The organism is Neorhizobium sp. SOG26 (genome assembly GCF_003491345.1).
Lineage (GTDB): Bacteria > Pseudomonadota > Alphaproteobacteria > Rhizobiales > Rhizobiaceae > Neorhizobium > Neorhizobium turbinariae.
The window spans coordinates 891835-913700 of sequence record NZ_CP025512.1; the positions used below are offsets into that span (position 1 = coordinate 891835).

Annotated in this window: 22 protein-coding genes and 3 tRNA genes; 22 read left to right on the top strand and 3 right to left on the bottom strand. The window is 61.6% G+C overall.

Annotated elements, in window-relative coordinates; all coding sequences use genetic code 11:
• Positions 1-207 precede the first annotated feature (207 nt).
• The 10 genes from CYG48_RS04360 (at position 208) to CYG48_RS04400 (ending at position 10059) form a co-directional block, all read left to right on the top strand.
• The gene (locus CYG48_RS04360) at positions 208-2493 is read left to right on the top strand and encodes a nucleotide-binding protein (protein WP_118849260.1); all 2286 of its coding nucleotides are present in this window, start codon (positions 208-210) and stop codon (positions 2491-2493) included.
• A gap of 8 nt (positions 2494-2501) precedes the next feature.
• Positions 2502-3623, top strand: a complete 1122-nt coding sequence (gmd, locus tag CYG48_RS04365; protein ID WP_118849261.1) for a GDP-mannose 4,6-dehydratase — start codon at positions 2502-2504, stop codon at positions 3621-3623.
• 2 nt (positions 3624-3625) lie between these two features.
• Complete coding sequence (gene fcl, locus CYG48_RS04370; protein WP_118849262.1) at positions 3626-4588, top strand: GDP-L-fucose synthase; 963 nt, start codon at positions 3626-3628, stop codon at positions 4586-4588.
• Complete coding sequence (locus tag CYG48_RS04375) at positions 4585-5874, top strand: WcaI family glycosyltransferase (RefSeq protein ID WP_118849263.1); 1290 nt, start codon at positions 4585-4587, stop codon at positions 5872-5874. Before fcl ends, CYG48_RS04375 begins: the two co-directional genes overlap by 4 nt.
• A complete protein-coding gene (locus tag CYG48_RS04380) occupies positions 5871-6794 on the top strand; it encodes a hypothetical protein (protein ID WP_118849264.1) in 924 nt (307 codons plus the stop codon). The genes CYG48_RS04375 and CYG48_RS04380 overlap by 4 nt, the downstream gene beginning before the upstream one ends.
• Positions 6795-6838: 44 nt before the next feature.
• Complete coding sequence (locus CYG48_RS04385) at positions 6839-7174, top strand: hypothetical protein (RefSeq protein ID WP_150132685.1); 336 nt, start codon at positions 6839-6841, stop codon at positions 7172-7174.
• Complete coding sequence (locus tag CYG48_RS22390) at positions 7175-7777, top strand: hypothetical protein (RefSeq protein WP_199925211.1); 603 nt, start codon at positions 7175-7177, stop codon at positions 7775-7777.
• Entirely contained in the window at positions 7774-8286 is a 513-nt protein-coding gene (locus CYG48_RS04390; RefSeq protein ID WP_199925212.1) for a glycosyltransferase, read from the top strand. Before CYG48_RS22390 ends, CYG48_RS04390 begins: the two co-directional genes overlap by 4 nt.
• Positions 8283-9440: a glycosyltransferase gene (locus tag CYG48_RS04395; protein WP_118849267.1), complete on the top strand. Its 1158-nt coding sequence runs from the start codon at positions 8283-8285 to the stop codon at positions 9438-9440. The genes CYG48_RS04390 and CYG48_RS04395 overlap by 4 nt, the downstream gene beginning before the upstream one ends.
• A gap of 175 nt (positions 9441-9615) precedes the next feature.
• Positions 9616-10059 carry a DapH/DapD/GlmU-related protein gene (locus tag CYG48_RS04400; RefSeq protein ID WP_245450411.1) on the top strand — a complete coding sequence of 148 codons (444 nt, stop codon included), beginning with the start codon at positions 9616-9618 and terminating at the stop codon, positions 10057-10059.
• Between the two features lie 60 nt (positions 10060-10119).
• On the opposite strand, the gene CYG48_RS04405 is transcribed toward CYG48_RS04400, so the two are convergent.
• The 3 genes from CYG48_RS04405 to CYG48_RS04415 all read right to left on the bottom strand — a co-directional run bounded on the left by CYG48_RS04405 (position 10120) and on the right by CYG48_RS04415 (position 11747).
• Positions 10120-10722: a GDSL-type esterase/lipase family protein gene (locus tag CYG48_RS04405; RefSeq protein WP_199925213.1), complete on the bottom strand. Its 603-nt coding sequence runs from the start codon at positions 10720-10722 to the stop codon at positions 10120-10122.
• Positions 10632-11405: a hypothetical protein gene (locus CYG48_RS22250; protein WP_150132686.1), complete on the bottom strand. Its 774-nt coding sequence runs from the start codon at positions 11403-11405 to the stop codon at positions 10632-10634. Before CYG48_RS22250 ends, CYG48_RS04405 begins: the two co-directional genes overlap by 91 nt.
• Positions 11406-11671: 266 nt before the next feature.
• A tRNA-Val gene (locus CYG48_RS04415) sits at positions 11672-11747 on the bottom strand.
• Positions 11748-12011: 264 nt separating this feature from the next.
• Here CYG48_RS04415 and CYG48_RS04420 point away from each other — a divergent pair.
• The 12 genes from CYG48_RS04420 to nuoH all read left to right on the top strand — a co-directional run bounded on the left by CYG48_RS04420 (position 12012) and on the right by nuoH (position 21837).
• Positions 12012-12088, top strand: a tRNA-Asp gene (locus CYG48_RS04420).
• Between the two features lie 68 nt (positions 12089-12156).
• Positions 12157-12233, top strand: a tRNA-Asp gene (locus CYG48_RS04425).
• Positions 12234-12575: 342 nt separating this feature from the next.
• Entirely contained in the window at positions 12576-12941 is a 366-nt protein-coding gene (locus CYG48_RS04430) for an NADH-quinone oxidoreductase subunit A (protein WP_118851491.1), read from the top strand.
• Complete coding sequence (locus CYG48_RS04435; protein WP_199925214.1) at positions 12932-13516, top strand: NuoB/complex I 20 kDa subunit family protein; 585 nt, start codon at positions 12932-12934, stop codon at positions 13514-13516. Before CYG48_RS04430 ends, CYG48_RS04435 begins: the two co-directional genes overlap by 10 nt.
• An 18-nt stretch (positions 13517-13534) precedes the next feature.
• The gene (locus CYG48_RS04440; protein ID WP_118849272.1) at positions 13535-14137 is read left to right on the top strand and encodes an NADH-quinone oxidoreductase subunit C; all 603 of its coding nucleotides are present in this window, start codon (positions 13535-13537) and stop codon (positions 14135-14137) included.
• A 72-nt stretch (positions 14138-14209) separates the two neighbouring features.
• Complete coding sequence (locus tag CYG48_RS04445) at positions 14210-15400, top strand: NADH-quinone oxidoreductase subunit D (protein ID WP_118849273.1); 1191 nt, start codon at positions 14210-14212, stop codon at positions 15398-15400.
• The gene (locus CYG48_RS04450; RefSeq protein ID WP_118849274.1) at positions 15400-15666 is read left to right on the top strand and encodes a hypothetical protein; all 267 of its coding nucleotides are present in this window, start codon (positions 15400-15402) and stop codon (positions 15664-15666) included. Before CYG48_RS04445 ends, CYG48_RS04450 begins: the two co-directional genes overlap by 1 nt.
• 16 nt (positions 15667-15682) lie before the next feature.
• Positions 15683-16609: an NADH-quinone oxidoreductase subunit NuoE gene (nuoE, locus tag CYG48_RS04455; RefSeq protein ID WP_118849275.1), complete on the top strand. Its 927-nt coding sequence runs from the start codon at positions 15683-15685 to the stop codon at positions 16607-16609.
• A gap of 98 nt (positions 16610-16707) precedes the next feature.
• The gene (gene nuoF / locus CYG48_RS04460; RefSeq protein WP_118849276.1) at positions 16708-18012 is read left to right on the top strand and encodes an NADH-quinone oxidoreductase subunit NuoF; all 1305 of its coding nucleotides are present in this window, start codon (positions 16708-16710) and stop codon (positions 18010-18012) included.
• Between the two features lie 5 nt (positions 18013-18017).
• Complete coding sequence (locus CYG48_RS04465; RefSeq protein WP_118849277.1) at positions 18018-18641, top strand: 5' DNA nuclease; 624 nt, start codon at positions 18018-18020, stop codon at positions 18639-18641.
• 60 nt (positions 18642-18701) lie between these two features.
• Positions 18702-20783: an NADH-quinone oxidoreductase subunit NuoG gene (gene nuoG / locus CYG48_RS04470; protein ID WP_118849278.1), complete on the top strand. Its 2082-nt coding sequence runs from the start codon at positions 18702-18704 to the stop codon at positions 20781-20783.
• Positions 20784-20790: 7 nt separating this feature from the next.
• Positions 20791-21837: an NADH-quinone oxidoreductase subunit NuoH gene (gene nuoH / locus CYG48_RS04475; RefSeq protein ID WP_118851492.1), complete on the top strand. Its 1047-nt coding sequence runs from the start codon at positions 20791-20793 to the stop codon at positions 21835-21837.
• The last annotated feature ends 29 nt before the right edge of the window (positions 21838-21866 follow it).

Consider the following 21866-nt stretch of genomic DNA (forward strand, 5'->3'; position numbering starts at 1 on the left):
AAACCAAAGGAATAGCAAGCGCCCGATTGGGAGCACAGCTTTCAAGGCAGCAAATTTCGCCAGCAATAACGCTTTGGCGCAACGTCCAATGCCCATTCTTCTACTTGCAGGGGTTGTCTGGTTGTAAAGGATTGCAAGCAACCTAAAAGTGCGCCATGATTAATACACAGTTAATTTGGGCTCAGTCTTTGCACAGCGGACCGAGTGATGAACCAGAGGCATGTATTGCGTTCGCTTCAGGTCAATGCCCACTCGGAGCCGCAGGCTCCGCCGTTTCACCTTGCCAACCTGATTTCTGTCGCTCGCCGTCAGTGGCCGGTCTTCGGCCTCTGTCTTATTTTCTTCTTGGCGCTCGGCAGCTTTTATTGCTTCACCGCGGTGCCGCGATTTACCGCCAGGACCAGCGTGCTCATCGACGGCGTCAACAGCCAGGTCGTCGAGCAGTTGTCCTCGGTTGCAGGTGTTCTGGATGATGAAGCGTCTTTCCTTGGACAGGTCGAGCTTCTGAAATCAGAAGCGATCGCCTTCGCGGTCATCGATGGCTTGAAGCTCCAGGACAATTCGGAGTTCATGCGTGGCGCGCCGAACCCGTTCCTGCGCGTGCCCCGGAGCCTTCTCACCTTCTTTCGTCCTGCGCGGCCACCCTCTGGTCCGGATGCGATGCGGCGGCAGGCGCTGGAGGTGATAAGCCGCGATATGGAAATTGCCCGCATCGGGCGCTCCTATGTGATCGAGATCTCGTTCACGGCGAATTCTGCCGAGCTTGCCGCTTCCGTCGCCACGGCCGTTGCCGACTATTATCTGGCTGACAAGCTCGAGTCCAAGACCAGCGCGACACGCCGCGCCGGTGACTGGCTGCAGCTACGCATCGAGGACCTGCGCCATCAGTCGCTGCAGGCCGATGCGGCCGTGCAGCGGTTCCGGGCAGCCAATGGGCTGCTGGTGGCGAACGACACGCTGCTGTCCGACCAGAAGCTCGTCGATATCAGCCTGTCGCTCAACGCTGCCCGCACGGAAACGGAAAAGGCCCAGGCACGCGTCGAAGCGATCCAGGCGGTGGTGGAGAGCGGGGCGGAGGAGGGCGTTGTGGGCGACGCCTTGGAGAGCCCGGTCATCAACACGCTGCGCCAGAAATTTCTCGAGGCATCGAGGCGCCATTCCGAGATCGTCCGACGCTCCGGTGAAGCTCACGCGCAAGCTGAGCGGCTGAAGGAGGAAATGGCCGAATACAAGCGGTTGATGTTCGATGAGCTGAAGCGCATCGCACAAAGCTATCAGAATGATCTGGCGGTCGCGACGTCCCGCGAACGGCAGATCGGTGAGGGCCTGGTAAAGGCGACAGCCGTCAGCCTGACCGCCAGCGAAACGCAGGTGCAGTTGCGCGAACTGGAATTGACCGCTGCCACATATCGCAACCTTTATCAGACATTTCTGCAGCGTTATCACGAGGCGGTCCAGCAGCAGTCGTTCCCGGTCACCGAAGCACGTGTGATCGCCCGCGCCATGCCGCCAGTGACGCCGAGCGAGCCAAGGATCCCGCTCGTGCTCGCGGTCTCCGTCGTGCTCGGATGTGCGGCCGGTGCCGGTGCCGCTGCTTTTCGCGAAGCCTCCGATCGTGGTTTCCGCGCCGGCGAGCAGGTGAGGCAGGTCCTTGGCCTAAGGTTCCTCGGTTATCTCTCCCACGTCGCGCCGCTTGTCGACAGTTTGCCCAAGCCACCGTCCGGGAAGCACGAGATCCGTAGCAAGGATCCGATTGCCGATTTCGCAACGGAGTTCCCGCTGTCACCCTTCGCCGAGACGCTGCGCAACGTCCGGTTGGCTGCCGAACTCGAGATCCCGAAGCGCGGCAAGGTGATTGGCATCATCTCGGTGGTCGCGGGTGAGGGGAAATCCACGGTCGCGATCAACCTTGCAAAACTGCTCGCGCAAGGCGCCAGCACGATCCTGATCGATGCGGACCTGCGCAATCCCGGCGCTACAAGGACGATTGCCCAGCACGCGCAAGAAGGTTTGCTTGAGGTCCTGCTGTCGGGCGACCCGCCCTCTTCGCGGGCCTTGAAGGATCCCGAGAGCGGTGCGCTCTTTCTGCCGACGGTGATGAAGCGTCGCATCCCGCGCTCGTCCGAGCTTCTCGCCTCGGGTCACATGGCTCGCCTGTTGGCTCAGGCTGCCGAGGCACACGACTATGTCCTTCTGGATCTGCCGCCCGTCGCCCCGATCATCGATGCGAGAGCGGTCATGCCGCATCTCGATGCCTTCGTGCTCGTGGTGGAATGGGGAAAGACGCCGCCCAAGCTTGTCGCCGAGATACTCGCTGCGGAACCGCAACTGAAGGAGCTGTGCCTCGGCATCATCCTCAACAAAGTGGACAGCCGCAAGATGAAGCTCTATCGCGAATATGGATCGTCCCAATACTACGCGTCCCCGCACAACGCATATCATCACGAGGATCCGGATATGACGGTCGTGGACCTGCGTCAGGCACAAGAATGAGTAACACCATGAAAAAAAGAGCACTGATTACCGGGGTAACCGGCCAGGACGGCTCGTATCTTGCGGAGTTTCTGCTGGCCAAGGGCTATGAGGTGCATGGCATCAAGCGCCGTGCCTCGTTGTTTAACACGGCGCGTGTGGATCATATCTACGAAGATCCGCATATGAAGGACGCGCAGTTCAAGCTGCATTATGGCGACCTCTCGGACACTTCCAATCTGACCCGGCTCATCCGCGATATCGAGCCCGATGAAGTTTATAACCTCGGCGCTCAGTCGCACGTGGCGGTGAGCTTCGAGGCTCCGGAATATACCGCCGATGTGGATGCGATCGGCACGCTGCGTCTCCTCGAGGCGATCCGGTTCCTGGGGCTTGAGAAGAAGACCCGTTTCTACCAGGCGTCGACGTCCGAGCTTTATGGCCTGGTGCAGGAAACACCGCAGCGGGAAACGACGCCGTTCTATCCGCGTTCGCCCTACGCGGTTGCCAAGCTTTACGCCTACTGGATCACGGTGAACTACCGCGAAGCCTATGGCATGTATGCCTGCAACGGGATCCTCTTCAACCACGAGTCACCGCGCCGCGGCGAGACCTTCGTCACCCGCAAGATCACCCGTGGCCTTTCTAACATCGCCATGGGGCTCGAATCCTGCCTTTTCATGGGCAATATCGACAGCCTGCGCGACTGGGGTCATGCTAAGGATTATGTCCGCATGCAGTGGATGATGCTGCAGCAGGACGAGCCGGAAGACTTCGTCATCGCCACCGGCCTGCAATATTCGGTGCGTGAATTCATCCAGTGGACGGCGAGCGAACTTGGGCTGACGTTGGAGTTTTCAGGCGAGGGCGTCGACGAGATTGCAACCGTTGCGGCGATTGACGGCCACAAGGCGCCGGCGCTGAGGGTAGGCGACGTGGTGATGCGGATCGACCCGCGCTATTTCCGCCCGGCGGAAGTCGACACGCTGCTCGGTTCTTCCGCCAAGGCCAAGCAGAAGCTCGGCTGGGAGCCGGAGATCACCGCCCGCGAGATGTGCGCCGAGATGGTCGCCGAAGACCACAAGGCCGCGCGCCGCCATGCGCTCCTGAAAGAACACGGGCTCAACCTGCCCGTCAGCCTGGAGGGTTGAGCATGGCTTATGACCTCAAGGGCAAAAGAGTTTATGTCGCCGGCCATCGCGGCATGGTGGGTTCGGCCATTGTTAGGCGCTTGGCATCCGAAGGCTGTGAGATCCTCACTGCCACCCGCTCGGAACTGGACCTGACCCGCCAGGCCGATGTCGAGGCCTGGATGGAGAAGAACCGTCCGGACGCCGTCTTCCTCGCAGCGGCCAAGGTCGGCGGCATCCTTGCCAACGATACCTATCCGGCCGACTTCCTTTATGACAACCTCATCCTGGAAGCCAACATCATCCATGCTGCCCACAGGGTCGGTGTGGAGAAGCTGCTGTTCCTTGGCTCGTCCTGCATCTATCCGAAGTTTGCCGAGCAGCCGATCCGCGAAGAGTCGCTTCTGACGGGTGAGCTTGAGCCGACCAATGAGTGGTATGCGATCGCCAAGATCGCCGGCATCAAGCTCTGCCAGGCCTACCGACGCCAGCACGGCCGTGACTTCATCTCCGCCATGCCGACCAACCTTTATGGCCCGGGCGACAACTTCGACCTGAAGTCCAGCCATGTCATGCCGGCGCTGATCCGCAAGGCGCATGAGGCAAAGGTCGGTGGTGCTACCTCCATAACCGTCTGGGGCACCGGCACGCCGCGGCGTGAATTCTTGCATGTCGATGACTGTGCCGATGCCTGCCTACATCTGATTAAGACTTATTCCGACGACACCCACGTCAATGTCGGCTCCGGCAAAGACATCACCATCCTCGATCTCACGAAGCTAGTCTGCAAGGTCGTCGGATACGAGGGTGAGATCGTCCATGACCTCTCCAAACCAGACGGCACGCCGCGCAAGCTGATGAGCGCCGACAAGCTGCGCGCAATGGGGTGGTCACCGAAGATCGGATTGGAAGAGGGTGTGGCAGATGCTTACGCCGCCTTCCTCAAGGGCGAATATCTTGAGCGTAGCCAGGGAGATGCTGCATGACACTGACGACCGCTGACAGTCTTGATGGCAATGCAGCGGTCGCTACAAACGGCGGGGCGACGGCAGCAGCCACGGCACCTGCCAGGAGCATTGTCGTCTACGGCATGAACTACACGCCGGAACTTGTCGGCGTTGGTAAGTACACGGGGGAGATTGCGCGGCATCTCTCCGACGACGGTTGGAATGTCACCGTCGTCACGACACCGCCGCATTATCCGGCCTGGCAGGTCTCCAAGGGCTATCGCAATAGCTACTCCCGGGCAGAAGACAATGGCATTAGCGTCTTCCGCACACCGCTCATCCTCAGGGACCGGATGCAGGGCATCTGGCGGCTTCTCGCGCCGCTTTCCTTCGCAGTCACCTCGGCGCCTATCGTGGTCTGGCAGATCCTCCGCCGGCGGCCGCAGATCGTGTTCTGCATCGAGCCGACGCTACTCGCCGCTCCCGTGGCGATCGTCGCTGCCAGGCTGGTCGGCGCCAAGGTCATCCTGCATGTCCAGGATCTCGAAGTGGATGCAGCCTTCGCTGTTGGGCACCTGAGGGAGCGGCACTGGGTGAGGCGCCTCGCCGAGACATTCGAGAAGATGACGATGGCAGGCGTCGATCGGCTCGTCATCATTTCCGAACACATGAGGACGAGACTGCTCGCGCGGGGCGTGGCACCCGCCAAGCTTTCGCTCGTCCGCAACTGGGTTGATCTTGAAGAGATTTATCCGCTCGAACGGACGAGCACCTACAGGAGCCAGTTGGGCTTCGATACCGGTGACTTCGTTGTTCTCTATGCCGGGACGCTCGGCGCAAAGCAGGGACTGCATGGTCTCATTGACGCCGCCGCACGGCTTCGTGATGACGCTCACATCCACTTTGTCCTCGTGGGCGAGGGGCCGTTGCGGAAGGAGCTCGAGGCCCGAGCGGGAGAGCTGCCGAATGTTCGATTCATGCCGTTTCAACCTCGGTCGCGGCTGAACGAACTCATGAACATGCCGGATCTCCATATCTTGCCGCAGGAGAAAGTCGTGGCGGACATGGGCCTGCCTTCGAAGCTGAATGCGATGGTGGCGAGCGGCAGACCGATCTTGGTCACAGCGGACGCGGGAACCGAGCTCGCCGACCTCCTGACGGGTTCCGCTTACATCGTACCTCCTGATGATCCGGCGCAACTTGCCGAGGCGATTATTGCCGCCTCCAGGAAACAGGCAGACTTTTCCGGATCGCAGGCAGGTTTGGCGCAGTCACTCTCGAAGACGACCGCCATGAAGGCACTCGCGGAGGTCCTCCGCGCATGAGCCTAACCGGCGAAATCTCCCGTGCCTCTGCTGCCAATGCCCTCGGCCTTGTTCTTGTTGCCATGGGCCAGATCGTCAGCATACCGGTGATGGTCGGGGCATGGGGTGCGACCGGCTACGGCACCTGGCTGATGTTGACGACCATCCCTGCCTATCTCGCTCTCACCGACCTGGGCTTCCTGGCCGCCAGTACCAGCGAGATGACAGCACGGGCAGCGCGCGGCGAGAAGGATGGCGTCCGCCGGTTGTTCAACGCGCTAGCCACCCTCGTAGCTACCGTTGCGGTTGCGATCAACCTCATTGGAGGTCTGGCGCTTTGGGCGGTCACAGGTGCAACTTGGCTGGCAGGCAATGTTGGCGCCTTGCACCTGCTGCTCCTCTACTGCGGCCTTGCCTTGATTTCCCGCGTCAGTCTCGCAGCGCTGCGCGCCAATGGAGCGTATGCCGCCGGCACCCTGACCTATGACATTCTGACCTTTGCCGAACTGATGGTGACGCTGCTGGTGGTTTGTGCGGGCGGGGACTATGGGGACGTTTGCCTGGTGATGATCGCCGGTCGGTTGGTCAACATCTTGGTGGTCCATGCCCTGTTGAAGCACCGCGTGCCGTGGCTGGCATTGAGCCTCAGCGCGGTTTCCTTGGCGGAACTTCGCCGGCTCGTGAAGCCGGCGCTTAGTGGCATGGCAATTTCCGCCAGCCTGTCGATCATGCTGCAAACATCCGTGCTGATCATCGGCGCGGTGCTTTCGCCGGCCGCCGCTGCTGTCTTCGCCACGGTGCGCACGGTGAGCCGCATTCCGATCCAATGTATCGGCGTCGTCAGCCGCGCGACCATGCCGTCGCTTGCCTCCGCGACTGCCCTTGGTTCGCGTGAGCGGCGCCAACACCTGGTTCACCTCAACGGCTTTTGGTTGCGTTGATCCTGTTACCCTCTGCCGTCGTTCTCGCCCTCTTCGGTAGTGACATGATCACCTGGTGGACCGCCGGCAACATCGAGCCAGGCGAGGGTTTCATGGTTGTGATAGCCCTGGGAATGGTGGCCCATGGCGGCTGGAGCGTTGCCGCCAACCTGCTGATGGCGACAAACTCGCACAGCGGTTTTGCGGTCGTTCTTCTCGCGCTCACACCATTGAATGCTCTGCTGATCTACCTGGGTGCGGCGGCGGCAGGCCTGTCAGGTGCCGGTGTAGCGCTCGCCGTGGCGGAGGCGGCGTGCTTGAGCGCCGCCCTCTACGCCTTTCACGCCACGCCACAAAAGAGGATGCCGTTTTCAACCATCGTTCCAGCGCCGGGGCGATAGATGCAGAACACGCACCGGCCCGTCATCGCTTTCGTCTGGGACAATTTTGGGCCGATGCATGTGGATCGATGCGAAGCCGTGGCGGGGACGGGCGCAAAAATGATCGGCGTCGAACTCTTTGGCACCAGCCCGACCTACGGCTGGGATGCGCCAGCCGCATCATTCAGGAAAATGACATTATACCCGGAGAAGCCCGCGCGCCGCTCCACCTGGGTGACGGCGTGGAGGATCTGGAGGACCTGTCAGCGAGAACACGTTACCCACGTCTTTCTCAGCCACTATGAGATGCCCGCAATTTTTCTCGCGGTGGTCCTCATGCGGCTTAATGGCATGAAGGTCTATACGATGGCCTGCTCCAAGTTCGACGACAGTCGACGCCATATCGGCCGTGAGCTTGGAAAGCGCCTGTTCATGCTGCCGTACATTGTTCGATCGCCGCCGGGACGCGCTCGCAGGATTATCTCCGGTGGCTCGGTATCGAACGTGTCGAACCGGACTACAACACCCTCTCGCTGGCAAGAGTGCGGAAGCAGGCTGGCCGCGATCCCGCACCGTCGGGCACGCCTTTTGCCGATCGGCATTTCACCGTCATCGCCAGGTTGATCGAGAAGAAGAACCTTTTCGTCACGGTGGAGGCTTACGCGGCATACCGCCGGATGACCGCGCACCCGAGAAAGCTTCGCATCTGCGGGTCGGGTCCGCTGGAGGCGGATCTCCGGGCGAAGGTCAATTCTCTGGGTCTGCAAACAGAGGTCATCTTCGAAGGCTTTCTCCAGTCGCCCGACATCGCCAAGCGGCTCGGCTCCACGGTCGCCGTGCTCCTGCTCAGCACCGAGGAACAGTTCGGCAATGTCGTCATCGAAGCGCAGGCGATGGGCGTGCCGGTCATCGTGTCGGATCGATGTGGCGCGCGCGATGAACTGGTGCGCAGCGGCTACAACGGCTTTGTTGTCGAGCCGGACAATCCTGAGGGTACGGCTTTTTTCATGAAGCTCTTGGCGGAAGACGAAGCCCTCTGGTCGACCTTCGCTGAACGCAGCTTGGCGGACAGCGCGCGCGGAGACAGCGCAGCTTTCGCCGCGGCTGTAACCTCTTTGGTGGGGGCGGCATGAACGTGCTGAACATCATCGCGACGGTTGACCCGAGAAGCGGCGGCCCGATCGAGGGCCTGAGGCTCAGCGCAGAGAAGATGGGTGACTGGGGTCACCGCAGCGAAATCGTCAGCCTCGACGATCCGTCGGCGAGGTTCCTGGGAGAGGTCGGCCTGCCTGTCCACGCCTGCGGTGGCCACGGCCGCAGGGGATTTCCGTTTCAACTCACCGATCGGATCCGCCGAGACGCCCGTCGCTTCGACGTGGCAGTGATCCACGGCCTCTGGAACTGGGCATCGTTGGGCGGGTGGCTGGCGCTGCGGCAGGCGGGCCTGCCATATGTGCAGATCGTCCACGGCATGATGGATCCGTGGTTCGGCCATGCCTATCCAGCCAAGCACCTGGCAAAACAGGTGGTGTGGACGCTGGCGCAGGGGCGGGCGCTTCGGGATGCCCGCGCCGTCCTCTTTACCACCGAGGAGGAGCGGCGTCTGGCCAGTGGCGCCTTCCGCGGTTATCGCTACTGCGAAGAGGTCGTGCGGTACGGCATCGCCGAACCGCCTCCGCCGTCGCATGCCCAGCGCGCCGCATTCCAAGCCGCCGTGCCTCGTTTGAAGAGCCGGCCTTACCTGCTTTTCCTGTCCCGCATTCACGAGAAGAAGGGCTGCGACCTCCTGACCGAGGCTTTCGCGCGAATCGCCGGCCATGCGCCGGACCTTCAGCTTGTTCTTGCGGGACCGGACCAGTCCGGTCTCGGGCCGCGCCTGCAGGCGCAGGCGGATCGTCTGGGCGTCGGCTCCCGCCTGCATTGGACTGGCATGTTGCAAGGTGATGCGAAGTGGGGCGCGTTCCGCGGCGCGGATGCTTTCATCCTGCCATCCCACCAGGAGAATTTCGGCATCGCGGTTGCCGAGGCACTGGCCTGCGCCGTGCCGGTGCTGATCACTGACAAGGTGAACATCTGGCCGCAGGTAAAGGCAAGTGGCGGCGGGCTGGTCGAGGTTGACACCGTCGACGGTGTCTCGCGCCTGCTTGACCGTTGGCTTCAGCTTCAAGGGGACCAGAAGCAGGGGATGCGGGTGGCTGCGCGGCGTTGTTACGAGGAGCATTTCCAGATCGATGCTGCGGCCCAGAGCCTCCTGAACGTACTCCATCGAGCAGTGGGAAGGGGCTGATCCAGTGCAGGCATCTTGCTCTACCAAAACACTGTTTGACGGAGGGCCGACATACCCTCTGCGACATCGATTGCTGCGGTTGTGCTGGAACATCGTGTGGCTTCTCGCCTGTGCCTGGACACCGAGGCAGTTTGGCGGCTGGCGCCGTCTGGTTCTCAGAGCATTCGGTGCACGGATGGAAAAGGGCGCGAATGTTCATGGAAGCGCCAGGATCTGGCTCCCGTCCAACCTGGTGATGATGGAGCGGTCCATCATCGGCGGCCGTGCGGAGATCTACAACACCGCAACGGTGACGCTGATGCGTCAGGCACTTGTCTCTCAAGGCGCCCATCTCTGCGCTGGCACGCATGATTATTCACATCCCGATTTCCCGCTGGTCACGAAGCCGATCACGATCGGCCGCAATGCCTGGATCTGTTCCAAGGCGATCGTCGGTCCCGGCGTCACGGTGGGAGACAACAGCGTGCTAGGCGCCGGTGCCGTCGCATTCGGTGATCTGCTCGAGAATGGTATTTACGCCGGCAACCCGGCAGTGCGGATCAAGGACCGCTGGCCGAACGCGGGCCTGGGACATGGCGGAGGCCGCCGGCGCGCCGAGGCGCAAAGCGCCGATGGTTGAGTTCGCTTGAAGCAAGGAGACAGCCTGCAGCTTCGCACCCGGTCGCTGCAGGCTGATTCTCTAGAGTCCGCCGGCGAGTTCGCGCACCGCAAGCGCGCGGTAGCCCGCCTGCGTGAGGTGGATTGCGCCGCCGGCGTCGTACCATCCTGAAGCGATTGCCTCGGCCGCGGTCATCATCGCGGCCAAATCCACGACCGATGTCCGCGCCCGGGTCGCGGCCCATGCCTTGGCCGCATCGCGGTAGGACACAAGCTCGGCGTCATCGGGGTCGCTCAGCCGGTGCGTCGGCGTGATCAGCCAATGCAGTTCAGAAAGCGCCCAGCCGTTCATCGAAAAGATCGATTCGATGCGAAGCACGATTGCCGCGAGATTGTCCACATAAGCCTGCGCATTATCCGGATCAGAAGAGGGCGCCGGGCCAAGTGACGGCATGGCCGTTTCATTGCGATCGTTCGCGCCGGAATTGATGCGGATGACGATCACCGGATCCTGGCCGACCGCCGTGTGGAAGGACCGCAGCAGGGCAAAATAGTTGGTGAGCGACGCATCGCTCTGGGCGATGAGCCAGACGGCTATGTCATAGAGCGACTGGCCGCCAACGCCATAGAGCGTGTGATGGCTCCAGCCGGCGGTACGATCCGGTCGTTCGATTCGCTGCCACAACAGCAGAAAGTTCGGCTCCATCGTATCGGTGCCGGATGCAGGCCGCGACCACTGGGCGCGAACTGGGAAGTTGCGCAGCGGATCTGCCGGAAGATCGAGTGTCGTGCGGGTCGAACCGAAAGCCCCGGTCTGCGCTGAAACACTTGCTCCCTTGATAAGCCCACTGAACGGGCTGTTGTCGCGCCGCCAGGATGGCTTGAAGCTTCCGCCGCCCGAACAAAGGTGCCGAATCCATAATGGGCGCGCAGCATCCCGCTCACACCGATCGGATGGCTCGCATCGAGCACCAGCCCGTTGCCCGCTGTGCTCACATTCACGCCGGTATAATATTGGTACGGGCCCATGTTGCCCGTGCTCGGCAGTGTGTAGGGGGTAAGTTCGGCGGGAATGCCGGTCGTCGCTTCAAAGACCCCGCTCGGAAACAACCCATCGGCCTCAAGGTAGCCGTCGTTGTCGCTGCCGACGATGCCGAGATGAGTCGCGTATTGTGGAAACCGCTGCGCCATGGCGTAGGCGATTCCGTCGTCCCAGCCGGAACCGCCCGAACGGATATTGCTGTCACCGAGGCTGACGATATCGACGCGTCGGGTCGCGGCCAGTGCCAGTGCGGCAAAGGCCCCGTTGGCAGAGGGGCCCGTTCGGCGGCAGGGCAGGCCCGTTGTTGAAAGACTGAGATCCAGCATGAGCGCTCCTTTGGCTGTGCGGGCAGGCATGCCCGGATGGAGCCAAGTGTAAGGAGCCGTGGATGGGCGTGGATAAAAAGGGGAGGCCCGTGCCCCTCAGGCCGCGTGAATCACCGGGCCAGGTGGCGTTAGCTCGCTGATTCTGTTGAGGAGGGTGCAATCAGGCGACGCGCGAATTACCGAGACAGCAAAAAAATACGTCCACGCGCAAATCACACGATGCTACGTTGGGACGGACTGAAAATCATCAAGAAGGGGAGGAAAAATGGTGGGCGATGAGAGACTCGAACTCCCGACATCTTCGGTGTAAACGAAGCGCTCTACCAACTGAGCTAATCGCCCGTCCGCTGTGCTGAGGCTTGGTGAAGCCCGCCGCGTCGGTGGCCGTGATCTATTCGGATCGCAGAAAAACCGCAAGAGCCTAGATGATGTTTTTTTGAAATTTTTGCACATGCCCCACCGGATTGTGCCTGTGCATGGGGAAAGCGCATCGGCCTCATTCTTTTGTCGGGAAACCTGCTTGACACCTGCAGCCGAACCTCTTAGAGACCCGCTCACCCGACCGGTCGAGGCCGACGGGCGAGGGGCTTGCCTCTCGAGAAGGATGCGGGTGTAGCTCAGTCGGTTAGAGTGCCGGCCTGTCACGCCGGAGGTCGCGGGTTCGAGCCCCGTCACTCGCGCCATTCTCTTCCTCGAAACTCTCCCTTCCGGGCTTCCGAGCCTGGGCGGGCCGCCCCTCGGGGCATTATGCGCGGGTGTAGCTCAGTCGGTTAGAGTGCCGGCCTGTCACGCCGGAGGTCGCGGGTTCGAGCCCCGTCACTCGCGCCATTCTTTTCACGGATCCGGTATCTTCCTCTTCGAGTGGCTTCACGATCCCGTGCGGTCGCTTTCTGCTGTTTGCCTCCCGGTTGTTGCCTCGGTCTCTTCTTTATAGGGTCCGGTTCCTGCTGCGCCCTCTTGCGGTGTGTCTTTCGCCGTGAAGTCTGTGGACGTCTTCTTATGCCCTCCCGCTTGTGCTGAAATGGCACAAGATCTGTTGTTCAAAGTGCTTGCGCGGTGGCGTCGCCTGCGCTAGTCACGGCGTAATTATTGCAATGCACGTTTGCTTGCCCGCGCATTGCGTCTCCAAAGTGTCGCCCGACGCTTCTTGGCAGGCTGGGATTGAATGCCATGAGTGAACTTCTCACTTCCTACGTCCCGATCGCGATCTTCATCGGAATCTCCTTGGTGATCGGAATCGCGCTTCTGGTGGCGCCCTTTGCAGTTGCCTACAAGGCTCCCGATCCGGAGAAGCTGTCGGCCTACGAATGCGGATTCAATGCGTTCGATGATGCGCGCATCAAGTTCGACATCCGGTTCTACCTGGTTTCGATCCTCTTTATCATCTTCGACCTCGAAGTGGCCTTCCTGTTCCCGTGGGCGGTCTCGTTTGGGGAGCTTGGCTGGTTCGGCTTCTGGTCCATGATGGTCTTCCTGGGCGTGTTGACGGTCGGCTTCATCTATGAATGGAAGAAAGGAGCGCTGGAATGGGAGTAGTCGATAGCGGCAGCACCCTCGTTGCGCCACAGCCCAAGGGGATTATCGATCCCAATACCGGCAAGCCCATCGGCAGCGATGATGCTTACTTCGGTGAAATCAACAACGAGCTGGCCGATCGCGGCTTCCTCGTCACCACGGCCGACTCGCTGATCACCTGGGCCCGTACCGGGTCCCTGATGTGGATGCAGTTCGGCCTTGCTTGCTGCGCCGTCGAAGGCCTCATGCAGGTTTCCGGCCCGCGTTACGACATGGAGCGCTTCGGTGTTGCGCCGCGCGCCTCGCCGCGCCAGTCCGACGTGATGATCGTTGCCGGCACGCTGACCAACAAGATGGCGCCTGCGCTCCGCAAGGTCTATGACCAGATGCCGGAGCCGCGCTACGTCATCTCGATGGGCTCCTGCGCCAACGGCGGTGGTTATTACCACTATTCCTACTCGGTGGTGCGCGGCTGCGACCGTATCCTCCCGGTAGACATCTATGTTCCGGGCTGTCCTCCCACGGCAGAAGCGCTGCTTTACGGCGTGCTCCTGCTGCAGAAGAAGATCCGGCGCACCGGCACGATCGAACGCTAAGGCTCGAGGACCGTACACATGACTGAAGCCCTGGCCGAGCTTTCGACCTATGTGCGCGAAGCACGCTCTTCTCTCGTGGAAGATGCCGTGATCGCCAATGGCGAGCTCACGCTGATTACGACGACCGAAAGCATCCTGCCGCTGCTCACCTTCCTTCGCGATGATGTGCAGTGCGAATTCGTGAGCTTCATCGATATCTGCGGCGTCGATTACCCGGCGCGCGAAAAGCGGTTCGATGTCGTCTACCACCTGCTGTCGCCACGCCAGAACCTGCGCGTGCGCGTCAAGCTCATGGTGGGCGAGGACGAACTCGTGCCGTCCGCAACCTCCATTTACATGGGCGCGGAATGGTTCGAGCGCGAAACCTGGGACATGTACGGCATTCCGTTTGCCGGGCACGGCGATATGCGCCGAATCCTGACCGACTACGGTTTCGAAGGGCATCCGCTCCGCAAGGACTTCCCCACGACCGGTTATTTTGAAGTTCGTTACGACGATAGCGCCAAGCGGGTGATCTACGAGCCCGTCGAACTGCGCCAGGAGTTCCGGAGCTTCGATTTCTTGTCGCCCTGGGAAGGCACGGACTATGTCCTGCCCGGTGACGAAAAGGCGAAGTCGTAAGAGCTGGCGCCTGCGCCGGCATCAATATTTCCCGCCTCTTACGGTGTTTCCGTCGGGCATGGAGCAAGCGGTATGACTGAACACAACGTTCGCAACTTTACGATCAACTTCGGCCCGGAGCATCCTTCCGCGCACGGCGTTCTGCGACTTGTTCTGGAACTGGATGGTGAGATCGTCGAACGCGTCGATCCGCATATCGGGCTCCTGCATCGCGGCACAGAAAAGCTGATGGAGTCGAAGACCTATCTGCAGGCGCTTCCTTACCTGGACCGGCTCGATTACGTCGCGCCGATGAACCAGGAGCATGCCTACTGTCTGGCGATCGAAAAGCTGCTCAAGCTCGAGGTTCCGATCCGCGGCCAGCTGATTCGTGTCCTTTATTCGGAAATCGGCCGCCTTCTCAGCCACATCATGAACGTCACCACCCAGGCCATGGACATCGGCGCCATGACGCCGCCGGTCTGGGGCTTTGAAGAGCGCGAGAAGCTGATGAGCTTCTACGAGCGCGCTTCGGGTGCGCGCATGCACGCTGCCTATTTCCGTCCGGGTGGCGTCCACCAGGATCTCCCGCCGGAGCTGGTCGAGGACATCGGCAACTGGTGCGATCCGTTCCTGAAGGTGCTGGACGACATCGAGGCGCTGCTGACCGACAACCGCATCTTCAAGCAGCGTAACGTCGATATCGGCGTGATCTCGCTTGCCGATGCATGGAGCTGGGGCTTCTCCGGCGTGCTCGTGCGCGGCTCCGGCGCTGCCTGGGACCTGCGTCGTGCGCAGCCCTACGAATGCTACAGCGAAATGGATTTCGACATTCCGGTCGGCAAGAACGGCGACTGCTATGACCGCTACCTGATCCGCATGCTGGAAATGCGCGAGTCGGTGAAGATCATGAAGCAGTGCGTCAACCGGCTGCTTGGCAGCGAGCGCACCGGACCGGTCTCCTCGGTGGACGGCAAGGTCGTACCGCCGAAGCGTGGCGAGATGAAGCGTTCGATGGAAGCGCTGATCCACCACTTCAAGCTCTACACGGAAGGCTTCCACGTGCCGGCCGGCGAAGTTTATGCGGCCGTCGAGGCGCCGAAGGGCGAATTCGGCGTCTACCTCGTCGCTGATGGCACCAACAAGCCGTACCGTGTCAAGCTGCGCGCTCCGGGCTTCGCCCACCTTCAGGCGATGGACTACATGTGCAAGAAGCACCAGCTCGCCGACGTGACGGCGGTTCTGGGCTCGCTCGACATCGTGTTCGGTGAGGTGGATCGCTGATGATCCGCACCATCGCCCTGATCTCCGCTCTGCTCGTGGGCTCGACCGCTGCGCTTGCGCAGGACGGCGAACTTGCGCCGCCGGTCGGCAGCTCAACGGCAAGTGCGGGCTCCAAGTCCATGGGTGATCTCGTTTCGCAGGGTTACGAGATCAAGGCCTCGGTTCAGAGCGGAACCAAGGTCATTGTGTTCATGCAGAAAGACAAGTCTGCCTACGCTTGCGAATTCGTGACCGTCACGAGATCGCGGTGTGGATCCGTAAACTGATAAGGCGTGGAAAAGAATGTCCGTTCGTCGATTAGCCGAAGACCAGGTGCAGCCGGCAGCATTCGCGTTCAATGACGAGAATGCCGTCTGGGCCGAGGCAACGATCAGGAAATACCCGGCAGGGCGGCAGCAGTCTGCCGTGATCCCGCTGTTGATGCGGGCGCAGGAGCAGGACGGTTGGGTCACCAAGGCTTGCATCGAATATGTTGCAAACCGCCTGGAGATGCCGTTCATCCGCGTTCTCGAAGTCGCGACATTCTACACGCAGTTCCAGCTGAAGCCGGTCGGCAAGCGCGCCCATATCCAGGTCTGCGGCACGACGCCTTGCATGCTGCGCGGTGCAGAAGACCTGATGAAGGTCTGTCAGCGCAAGATCCACCACGATCCGCTCGAGCTCAACGCCGACGGGACCCTCTCCTGGGAAGAAGTGGAATGTCAGGGCGCATGCGTAAATGCGCCGATGGTCATCATCTTCAAGGATGCCTATGAAGATCTGACGCCGGAGCGTCTTGAAGAAATCATCGACGCCTTCGAAGCTGGCCGCGGCGACGAGATCAAGCCCGGCCCGCAGATCGACCGCTATTTCTCCGCACCGGAAGGTGGCCCGCAGACGCTTCTGGAAGACGTAAAGCCGGTTCGCACGAACCTTGAGCCGCAGCCGACGGCGGATGAGGGAGCAACCATGCCGCCCGCCGAAGCCGGCCGTCCGAAGGACACCGCAACGGAAGTCAATCCGGCCGTCAAGACGCCGGTTACCGACAAGGAAGGTGCCAAGGCTCAGGCGAAGGCCGCCGAACAGCAGCCGTTGTCCGCTACCGCCAAGAGCGAGCCTGATCCGAAGAGCGCCGGCAGCGCCGCCGAGGGAGCACCGCCGGAGCCCGGCGCCGTTTCCGGCGACCTAAAGCCGAAGCGCTCGCGCAAGAAGACGGAGAAAGACACGTGATGGTTGCTCCGAATATTGCCGCAACGCTCGCAGGCGCCGCCAATCCGGTTTATATGGACGGGCGCCTCGACCTAATCGCAGAATCGGCGGAATAAGCCATGCTTAAAGACCAGGATCGCATCTTCACCAATATCTACGGCCTCAAGGACAAGTCCTTGAAGGGCGCGATGAGCCGTGGCCACTGGGATGGCACCAAGCAGATTCTCGAAAAGGGCCGGGACTGGATCATCAACGAGATGAAGGCGTCCGGCCTTCGCGGTCGCGGCGGCGCAGGCTTCCCGACCGGTCTCAAGTGGTCCTTCATGCCGAAGGAATCGGACGGCCGTCCGCACTACCTCGTCGTCAACGCCGACGAATCCGAACCCGGTACCTGCAAGGACCGCGATATCATGCGCCACGATCCGCATACGCTGATCGAAGGCTGCGTGATCGCCGGTTTCGCCATGGGTGCCCACACCGCCTACATTTATGTGCGCGGCGAATACATGCGCGAGCGCGAAGCGCTGCAGGCCGCCATCGATGAATGTTATGACGCAGGTCTGCTTGGCCCGAACAACAAGAACGGCTGGGACTTCGACATCTACGTCCACCATGGCGCCGGCGCTTACATCTGCGGTGAAGAAACCGCGCTGCTCGAAAGCCTGGAAGGCAAGAAGGGCCAGCCGCGCCTGAAGCCGCCGTTCCCGGCCAACATGGGCCTTTATGGCTGCCCGACCACGGTCAACAACGTCGAATCGATCGCTGTTGCCCCGACCATCCTGCGCCGCGGCGCCGGCTGGTTCTCGTCGATCGGCCGCCCGAACAATGTCGGCACCAAGCTGTTCATGATCTCCGGCCACGTCAACAAGCCGTGCACGGTCGAAGAAGCCATGGGCATCCCGTTCCGCGAGCTGATCGACAAGCATGCCGGCGGCATCCGCGGCGGCTGGGATAACCTGCTCGCCGTCATCCCGGGCGGCGCTTCCTGTCCGGTCATCCGCGGCGAGGACATGGGCGACGCGATCATGGACTTCGACGGCATGCGCGACAAGAAGTCGTCCTTCGGTACGGCCGCCGTCATCGTCATGGACAAGTCGACCGACATCATCAAGGCGATCGCCCGCCTGTCGCAGTTCTTCAAGCATGAAAGCTGCGGCCAGTGCACGCCGTGCCGCGAAGGCACCGGCTGGATGTGGCGCGTCATGGAGCGCATGGTGAAGGGCAATGCCCAGAAGCGCGAAATCGACATGCTGTTCCAGGTCACCAAGCAGATCGAAGGCCACACCATCTGCGCGCTCGGCGACGCGGCTGCATGGCCGGTCCAGGGCCTGATCCGGAACTTCCGTGACGAGATCGAAGCACGCATCGACCAGTACACCCACAACGCCACGGCGCAGGGCGCCGTCATGGAAGCTGCGGAGTAAGCACCGTGATCACCAGCGGCAACGAACGGAATCGGGAGGCGAAGGATCGTTCGGCGCCTGATTCCGCGCGTCTGCCGTTTGCCGATGCGGCGCATTTTTCCGAAGCGCTGGCGAACAACCCGTTCCTGGCACAGCCCGCTGCTGCCATGGCCGCGGCCACCGCGATCGGCTTCGGTTTTGCGAGCCAGATGGCGAACGCCTTCTTCGGCGTGATGCAGACGGCGCTTGAGGCGACCAACCGGCAGGCGCCGGTAACGCCCGAGGTTCGCCCGTCGCCGCGTAGGGAACCTGTCGCGCCGACCACGCCCGAGGTGACCGGAACGGTCGTGAAGGCAAAGGCGCCGGTCCGGAAGAAGGCTGAACAGCCTGCGGCTGTTGCGGTAAAGCCGAAGAGCGAAGCGGCGCAGAAGGCCAGGACTGACAGACGCGGCGCGGGAAGCGACCTCAAGCGCATATCCGGCATCGGTCCGAAGCTTGAAACGGTGCTGAAGGGCAAGGGCGTCGTAAACATCGCCCATATCGCGGCATGGACGGATGAAGATGTTGCCCGGTTCGAGCAGGAACTGGGACTTGAAGGGCGGATTGGCCGGGACGATTGGGTCGGCCAGGCAAAGGCTCTGGTGAAGTAAGAGATTATCTCCCTTGGCTGATCCAGCCCAAGGGGAGGAACTAAGGACGTAAGTGAGACGATGGTTAAGCTGAAGGTAGACGGCAAAGAGATCGAGGTTCCGGACCATTTCACGCTGCTCCAGGCATGCGAGGAAGCCGGCGCCGAGGTTCCGCGCTTTTGTTTTCACGAGCGTCTGTCGGTGGCAGGCAACTGCCGCATGTGCCTCATTGAAGTGAAGGGTGGCCCGCCGAAGCCGGCAGCCTCCTGCGCCATGGGCGTGCGCGATATCCGCGGCGGCCCGAACGGCGAACTTCCGGAAGTCTTCACCAACACGCCGATGGTCAAGAAGGCCCGGGAAGGCGTGATGGAATTCCTGCTCATCAACCACCCGCTGGATTGCCCGATCTGCGACCAGGGTGGCGAATGCGACCTGCAGGACCAGGCGATGGCCTTCGGCATCGATTCCTCGCGCTATACCGAAAACAAGCGCGCCGTCGAAGACAAGTACATCGGCCCGCTCGTCAAGACCGTGATGAACCGCTGCATCCACTGCACGCGTTGCGTCCGTTTCACGACGGAAGTGGGCGGTATTTCCGAGCTTGGCCTCATCGGCCGCGGCGAAGATGCCGAAATCACCACCTATCTCGAACACGCGATGACGTCGGAACTGCAGGGCAACGTCATCGACCTTTGCCCGGTCGGTGCTCTGACCTCGCGTCCCTTCGCCTTCACCGCCCGCCCGTGGGAACTCGGCAAGACCGAATCGATCGACGTCATGGATGCGCTCGGCTCGGCCATCCGCGTCGATACCCGTGGCCGCGAAGTGATGCGCATCATGCCGCGCGTCAACGAGCAGGTGAACGAGGAGTGGATCTCCGACAAGACCCGCTTCATCTGGGATGGCCTGAAGACCCAGCGCCTCGACCGTCCTTACGTCCGCAAGGACGGCCGCCTGCAGGCTGCCACCTGGCGTGAAGCCTTTGGCGCCATCCAGGCAGCGGTCGCTGGCACGACCCCCGACAAGATCGGCGCGATCGCCGGTGATCTTGCCGCTGTTGAAGAAATGTACGCGCTCAGGGAGCTCATCCGTTCGCTTGGATCGGAAAACCTCGACTGTCGCCAGGACGGGACGGCGCTTGATCCGTCGCTCGGTCGTGCAAGCTACATCTTCAACCCGACCATCGAAGGTATCGAGCAGGCCGGCGCGCTGCTGCTGATTGGCGCCAACCCGCGCCTCGAAGCAGCCGTCCTCAACGCCCGTATCCGCAAACGCTGGCGCCGTGGCAACTTCCCGATCGGCGTGATCGGCGAAGCAAGCGAACTGCGTTATGCCTATGAATATCTCGGCGCAGGTCCGGACACGCTGTCCGAGCTTTCCTCCGGAGCCAACAGCTTCGTCGACAAGCTGCGCGGCGCACAGAACCCGATGATCATCGTAGGGCAGGGGGCTCTGGCCCGTCCGGATGGCGCAGCGATCCTTGCTGCCGCTGCCCAGCTCGCCGGTTCTGTTGGCGCATTGACGGAAGAGTGGAATGGCTTCGGCGTGCTCCACACCGCCGCTGCACGTGTAGGCGGCCTCGATCTCGGCTTCGTGCCGGGTGCGAACGGCGCGGATGCCGCCACCCAGCTCGCCACCATGGACGTCCTCTTCCTGCTCGGCGCCGATGAACTCGACTTCACCCGCAAGGGCGCGAAGTTCACCGTCTATATCGGCAGCCACGGCGATGCCGGCGCACACCATGCAGACGTGATCCTGCCGGGCGCTGCCTATACCGAAAAGTCCGGGACCTGGGTCAACACCGAAGGCCGCGTCCAGATGGGCAACCGCGCTGGTTTTGCGCCGGGCGAGGCACGTGAAGACTGGGCCATCCTTCGCGCCCTGTCGGACGTTCTCGGCAAGAAGCTGCCATTTGATTCGCTGCAGGCTCTGCGTGCGGCGCTCTACGCAGCGCACCCGCATTTCGCCGATATTGACGAGATTGCCGCTGGCTCCGTGAATGAAATTGCCGCACTCGGCCAAAAAGCCGGTGAGATGACGAAGTCCGGGTTTGCGTCGCCGATCAAAGACTTCTATTTGACGAACCCAATCGCGCGCGCTTCTGCCGTCATGGCGGAATGCTCCGCGTTGGCCCGCAACAATTTCCAGGCTGCGGCGGAGTAATTTGAACATGGACTCATTCTTCTCGAGCTACGTCTGGCCGGCGTTGATCATGATTGGGCAGTCGCTGCTGCTGCTGGTCTGCTTGCTCGTCTTTATCGCCTTCATCCTGCTCGCCGACCGTAAGGTCTGGGCAAACGTGCAGCTGCGCCGCGGTCCAAACGTCGTTGGTCCCTTCGGCCTGTTCCAGTCGTTCGCCGACCTTTTGAAGTTCATCCTGAAGGAGCCCGTCATTCCGGCTGGCGCCGACAAGATCGTCTTCCTCCTGGCGCCGCTCGTTTCCGTGACGCTGGCTCTCGCCACTTGGGCGGTCATCCCGCTCAACGACGGCTGGGCGGTTGCTAACATCAATGTCGGCATCCTCTACGTCTTCGCGATTTCGTCGCTGGAAGTTTACGGCATCATCATGGGTGGCTGGGCTTCCAACTCCAAGTACCCGTTCCTCGGCGCTCTGCGTTCGGCGGCACAGATGGTGTCCTACGAAGTCTCGATCGGCTTCGTCATTGTCACCGTCCTGCTTTGCGTCGGCTCGCTGAACCTCACTGACATCGTCTACGCCCAGAAGACGGGCCTCGGCACGATGCTGGGTCTGCCGAACACCTTCCTCGACTGGCACTGGCTGCCGCTCTTCCCGATGTTCGTGATCTTCTTCATCTCGGGCCTAGCAGAAACCAACCGTCCGCCGTTCGACCTTCCGGAAGCGGAATCGGAACTGGTTGCCGGTTACATGGTCGAGTATTCGTCCGCTCCGTACATGATGCTGATGCTCGGCGAATATGCCGCCATCATGCTCATCTGCTCGCTGACGACGATCCTCTTCCTCGGAGGCTGGCTGCCGCCGTTCGACTTCTGGCTGATCAACTGGGTCCCGGGCATCATCTGGTTCCTGCTGAAGGTCATCATGGTGTTCTTCGGTATCGCCATGGCGAAGGCGATCGTGCCGCGCTACCGCTACGACCAGCTCATGCGCCTCGGCTGGAAGGTCTTCCTTCCGCTGTCGCTGATCATGCTGATCATTGTTGCATTTGTTTTGAAGCTGACGGGATGGGCCGGCTGATGGTGCCATCCTTCACGCTCGGCTTTATC

Excerpts from the sequence above, each read along its gene's own strand:
- CYG48_RS04360 (WP_118849260.1), top strand. The coding sequence starts at position 208 with ATGAACCAGAGGCATGTATTGCGTTCGCTTCAGGTCAATGCCCACTCG.
- gmd (WP_118849261.1), top strand. The coding sequence starts at position 2,502 with ATGAAAAAAAGAGCACTGATTACCGGGGTAACCGGCCAGGACGGCTCG.
- fcl (WP_118849262.1), top strand. The coding sequence starts at position 3,626 with ATGGCTTATGACCTCAAGGGCAAAAGAGTTTATGTCGCCGGCCATCGC.
- CYG48_RS04375 (WP_118849263.1), top strand. The coding sequence starts at position 4,585 with ATGACACTGACGACCGCTGACAGTCTTGATGGCAATGCAGCGGTCGCT.
- CYG48_RS04380 (WP_118849264.1), top strand. The coding sequence starts at position 5,871 with ATGAGCCTAACCGGCGAAATCTCCCGTGCCTCTGCTGCCAATGCCCTC.
- CYG48_RS04385 (WP_150132685.1), top strand. The coding sequence starts at position 6,839 with ATGATCACCTGGTGGACCGCCGGCAACATCGAGCCAGGCGAGGGTTTC.
- CYG48_RS22390 (WP_199925211.1), top strand. The coding sequence starts at position 7,175 with ATGCAGAACACGCACCGGCCCGTCATCGCTTTCGTCTGGGACAATTTT.
- CYG48_RS04395 (WP_118849267.1), top strand. The coding sequence starts at position 8,283 with ATGAACGTGCTGAACATCATCGCGACGGTTGACCCGAGAAGCGGCGGC.
- CYG48_RS04400 (WP_245450411.1), top strand. The coding sequence starts at position 9,616 with ATGGAAAAGGGCGCGAATGTTCATGGAAGCGCCAGGATCTGGCTCCCG.
- CYG48_RS22250 (WP_150132686.1), bottom strand. The coding sequence starts at position 11,405 with ATGCTGGATCTCAGTCTTTCAACAACGGGCCTGCCCTGCCGCCGAACG.
- CYG48_RS04430 (WP_118851491.1), top strand. The coding sequence starts at position 12,576 with ATGAGTGAACTTCTCACTTCCTACGTCCCGATCGCGATCTTCATCGGA.
- CYG48_RS04435 (WP_199925214.1), top strand. The coding sequence starts at position 12,932 with ATGGGAGTAGTCGATAGCGGCAGCACCCTCGTTGCGCCACAGCCCAAG.
- CYG48_RS04440 (WP_118849272.1), top strand. The coding sequence starts at position 13,535 with ATGACTGAAGCCCTGGCCGAGCTTTCGACCTATGTGCGCGAAGCACGC.
- CYG48_RS04445 (WP_118849273.1), top strand. The coding sequence starts at position 14,210 with ATGACTGAACACAACGTTCGCAACTTTACGATCAACTTCGGCCCGGAG.
- CYG48_RS04450 (WP_118849274.1), top strand. The coding sequence starts at position 15,400 with ATGATCCGCACCATCGCCCTGATCTCCGCTCTGCTCGTGGGCTCGACC.
- nuoE (WP_118849275.1), top strand. The coding sequence starts at position 15,683 with ATGTCCGTTCGTCGATTAGCCGAAGACCAGGTGCAGCCGGCAGCATTC.
- nuoF (WP_118849276.1), top strand. The coding sequence starts at position 16,708 with ATGCTTAAAGACCAGGATCGCATCTTCACCAATATCTACGGCCTCAAG.
- nuoG (WP_118849278.1), top strand. The coding sequence starts at position 18,702 with ATGGTTAAGCTGAAGGTAGACGGCAAAGAGATCGAGGTTCCGGACCAT.
- nuoH (WP_118851492.1), top strand. The coding sequence starts at position 20,791 with ATGGACTCATTCTTCTCGAGCTACGTCTGGCCGGCGTTGATCATGATT.